The sequence below is a fragment of the Pseudomonadota bacterium genome (genome assembly GCA_010028905.1).
Taxonomy (GTDB): Bacteria; Vulcanimicrobiota; Xenobia; order RGZZ01; family RGZZ01; genus RGZZ01.
The window spans coordinates 1-4,136 of sequence record RGZZ01000454.1 but is presented as its reverse complement, the minus strand read 5'-3'; the positions used below and the strand labels follow the sequence as shown (position 1 = coordinate 4,136).

4 protein-coding genes are annotated in these 4,136 nt (G+C 65.8%); 3 read left to right on the top strand and 1 reads right to left on the bottom strand.

Annotated features, from left to right (window positions below):
* Positions 1–218: 218 nt before the first annotated feature.
* From EB084_21030 to mtnC, 3 genes are all read left to right on the top strand, one after another.
* Positions 219–1,934 carry a hypothetical protein gene (locus EB084_21030; protein ID NDD30752.1) on the top strand — a complete coding sequence of 572 codons (1,716 nt, stop codon included), beginning with the start codon at positions 219–221 and terminating at the stop codon, positions 1,932–1,934.
* Positions 1,935–1,986: 52 nt separating this feature from the next.
* On the top strand, positions 1,987–2,223 hold the full coding sequence (locus EB084_21025) for a hypothetical protein (GenBank protein ID NDD30751.1): 237 nt from the start codon (positions 1,987–1,989) through the stop codon (positions 2,221–2,223).
* Between the two features lie 270 nt (positions 2,224–2,493).
* Positions 2,494–3,399: an acireductone synthase gene (gene mtnC / locus EB084_21020; GenBank protein NDD30750.1), complete on the top strand. Its 906-nt coding sequence runs from the start codon at positions 2,494–2,496 to the stop codon at positions 3,397–3,399.
* 303 nt (positions 3,400–3,702) lie between these two features.
* On the opposite strand, the gene EB084_21015 is transcribed toward mtnC, so the two are convergent.
* The coding region (locus EB084_21015; protein NDD30749.1) for a hypothetical protein at positions 3,703–4,136 on the bottom strand (434 nt) is incomplete at its 5' end.

Here is a 4,136-nt window from a genome sequence, read left to right as displayed (position 1 = left end):
CAGCGGTTCTCTTGCGCGTGCGGGGGTGACCTGGGAGGTTATGGCCCACGTCCTGCGTGATTGCGCTGGTGCTCAAGTGTCGGCCGAATTCAGGACGCTTTCAGGCCAGCCCCCTACGATTGCAGAAAGGGCGGGATGGGCTGACGGCTCTTGAGGGCGTTGCTGAGCGCTTCGAGCCATTGTCTGTCTCGTCGTGAGGAAGAGGGACGTTTCGAGCGATGAACATCGGCATCCGCACTGGCGTCGCATCGCCCTGCACCGTGATCTCCGCCACCAGCGCGTCCAGCAGCGTCTCGGGGAAGCTGGCCGTGGCATCGCCTTATCCCGTGATCCCCGCCATCAGCGCCCCCGCGGAGTCGAACAGCGAGGGCTCTGTGTCGCGCTCGATCGGCGACACATTCGCGCGGGCGGTTCGCCCTGGGCTCTGCACCGCTGCTTCCAACGCATCGTCGGAACGCCGCGGTGCCGATCTCAGGTCGGCAGACGCTGATATGCTCTGCACACGCGTCTCGTCGGCTGACGCATCGGCTGAGGGAGGGTCTCGGGCGAGCCTGCTGCGCTCCTGGGGCATCGCCTTCACGGCTGCGCTGTCGCTGGCGGGATGTGGGGGCGGCGGGTCGGTCACCGCGCCCGCGGTGGTCGTTGTCGAGCAGACGCAGCCCGTCTTGTCGGCGCGCCAGGGCAGTGATGCCGTGCGTACCTTCGACGACGCCCCCGCTGCCGTGCTCGCCGATGTGCCCGCCTCGGCGCAGAAGCCCGTGAAGCTCACCGAGGCCGACTACGAGAAGGTCTACCAGGCCGTGCCGCTGCTCCGTCCTCACCAGAAGGGCATGCACCCGGCCGTGCGCTTCGAGATGCTGGCGCCCACGTCGTCGCCCGAAGACCTGCACCGCCTGGCGGAGCGCTACCGCATCAACGTTCCCCTCGTCGACGCCATGCTCGACGCCGAGACCACGCCTTCCCAGCGCGCCGACATCGCGCGCGATCTGGGGATTCTGCCCACGTCGCTGCTCGAGAACGCGCGCGCGCAGGGGGTGCGCATCTGGGTGGCCAACGACGGGGTGAAGGAAGTCCCGGCGCGGCTCTTCGCCGCCGACGCGCCGGAGCCGGCGAGAGGCATCGCCAAGAATGAGCCCGCTGTGGTCGGCCCGCCGTACACCGACGCGAAGCCGTTGCCGGGCGCTCGTGATCTCGACGCCATCCGCGCGTCTGACGCCTTTGGACCGCACGTGGGCGACACCCTCGCGGATGTGGCCCGTCGAAGGGGCGCGCAGACCCCCGAGCAGGTGAAGCAGTTCGTCGATCTTGCGGTGAAGATGAACCAGACGGTACTCGGGAAGAAGCTCGATGCCGCCAAGCCGCTCGAGCAGGGGCAGCTCATCGAGCTGCCCGACCTCGGCTGGTATCAGGGTCAGCCCATCCGCGCGTGGCACCTGGGCGCCCTCAAGACGAACAACGAGAGCCTGTCGAGCCCCACGGTGGGCGGCTTCTACCAGCACGGCACGCGCCTGCTGGTGGTGCGGTCGACAGTGCTCCCCGATCCGGCCACGAAGTTCGAGCAGGGCGAGCGCGCCATCGTGCACGAGTTCGGTCACGTGGCTGAATCGCTCATCTCCGACGACCCCGCGCTGGGACACGCGCACTTCGAGCAGATGAAGGTGCAGCGCGATGTTTCGCTTGCGCGGTACGAGAAGGGCGACGATCGGGCATTCATCACCGAGTACGGCACGACCAACATGGCCGAGCACTATGCCGAGGTGTTCGAATCGTACTTCACCGCTGGTCGGCCCGACAGCGCGCATCGATCGTCGCTGGCCGACGGGAACTTCGGCGACCTGCAGGTGCACGGCCCCGGCTACGCCGACCTCATGCAGCGTGAGGTGCGCCTGTGGGATCAGGGGAATGTGTACCCGGCGCCTCGTCCGGCGCGCTGAGGGCGGGGCGTCGCTGCGGGGGGTGCGCTCACGTCGGTGAGGGTTGAGCTCAATGGTGCTCACGTTGGTGGGGTTGAGCTCAATGGTGCTCATCTCACCACAGATGAGCACATATCAGCTCATCTCACCACAGTTGAGCACATATCAGCTCATCTCACCACAGTTGAGCACAAATCAGCTCAACCCGCCGAAGTTGAGCACATATCAGCTCATCTCACCACAGATGAGCAGAACCCCAGCTCATCTCACCACAGATGAGCAGAACCCCAGTTCATCTCACCACAGTTGAGAACATATCAGCTCAACCCGCCGAAGTTGAGCACATATCAGCTCATCTCACCACAGTTGAGCACATATCAGCTCAACCCGCCGAAGTTGAGCACAAATCAGCTCATCTCACCACAGTTGAGCAGAACCCCAGCTCATCTCACCACAGATGAGCACAATCCCAGCTCATCTCACCACAGTTGAGCACAAATCAGCTCATCTCGCCACAGTTGAGCACAACCCCAGCTCATCTCGCCACAGTTGAGCACAACCCCAGCTCATCTCACCACAGATGAGCACAGCCCCAGCTCATCTCACCACAGATGAGCACAGCCCCAGCTCATCTCGCCACACTGCCGCGGTGGCGACAGAGCGCTGCCGTCGCACCAACGAGATCGTCGAGGCAGGGCCGCACCCACGGGCGCCGAACATACGCGCCGCCATGACAGCAGAGACAGAGTACCAGTACCAGGCCGTATTGCTCGACATCGAGGGTACCATCGCACCGGTGGCCTTCGTCTACGACACGCTCTTCCCGTTCGCCCACGAGCACGTGGCGCGATACGTGGCTGAGCACTTCGACGACGTCGACGTGCAGAAGGACATCGAGGACCTGCGCCACCTCGCCTACGACGAGCGCGCCGCTGGGCACACCGATGTTCCCGAGATCCCCGAGCTCGTTCCCCCCGTCACCCGCGGTGGCGTGCAGAAGGCAGTGCGCGAGTGCGTGCACGCACTCATGGCCCGTGACAGCAAGGCCACGGCGCTCAAGTCGCTGCAGGGAAAGATCTGGCGCGAGGGCTACGAGCGCGGCCAGATCGTGGGCGAGCTCTACGACGACGCCATTCGTGCCCTGGCGCGCTGGGACGCCAACGGGGTCAAGATCGGCATCTACTCTTCGGGCAGCGTTGAGGCCCAGCAGCTGCTCATCGGGCACTCGAACGAGGGTGACCTGCGCCCGTTCGTGAGCCACTGGTTCGACACCACGACCGGTCCCAAGCGCGAGCGCAAGAGCTACGAGACCATCGCCGACGAGATGGAGCTCACGCCCTCAGACATCCTCTTCGCCACCGATATCGTGGCCGAGGCACTGGCGGCAAAGGCAGCGGGGCTGCAGGTGGTCATCATGGAGCGGTTGGGAAACGAGAAGCAGCCCCCGCATCCCTTCCCTATCGAAGAAGACTTCGAGATGGTGTGAGACGCTCACGGTCTCATCGCGGAGGTTTTGCCCCCTCTCCCTGCGGACGGCTTGCGCCTCATCTCCCTGAGGACTGACGCGCCCCCTCTCCCTGCGGGCGGACGCGCTCCCTCTCCCTGCGGACGGCCTGAACTACCTCTCTCTACGGACGGACGCGCTCCCTCTCCCTGAGGACTGACGCACCCCCTCTCCCTGCGGACGGCCTGAACTACCTCTCCCTCCGGACGGCCCGCGCCCCCTCTCCCTGCGGACGGCCCTCGTCTGCGCGACCTGCTGGTCAGGCGTCTCGCGGGCAGACGCAGGTTACTCGCGGCGCTCGTAGGTGCGCAGCAGCCTGCGCTGCGCCTCCGACTCGACACCGACACGGTGCAGCGCCTCGTCGGCCGTCGCGCCGTTGTGCACGAGCCAGAGGGCGCACAGGGTCCCTGTGCGGCCGATACCGGCGTAGCAGTGCACGAGGATGGGTTCGTTGGCCGCCTGCTTGCCGTCTGCCCACGCCAGGAACGCCTCGATCTGCTCCCGGCTGGGAATACCAAAATCTTCGATGGGCAGCGACAGCAGGTCGAACCCCAGCTCACGCGCGGTGCGCTCGGCCGAGGCCGCCATGGGTGTGGCCGACACGATGGCGCGCAGCCCTGACTCGGCGGCCCAGGCGATGTGGTTGGGGCTGTCGGGAAGGCCGCAGCCTGCCATCTTGCCTTCGACGATCCAGCGGAAGTTACGCGGGCGAAGCGGAC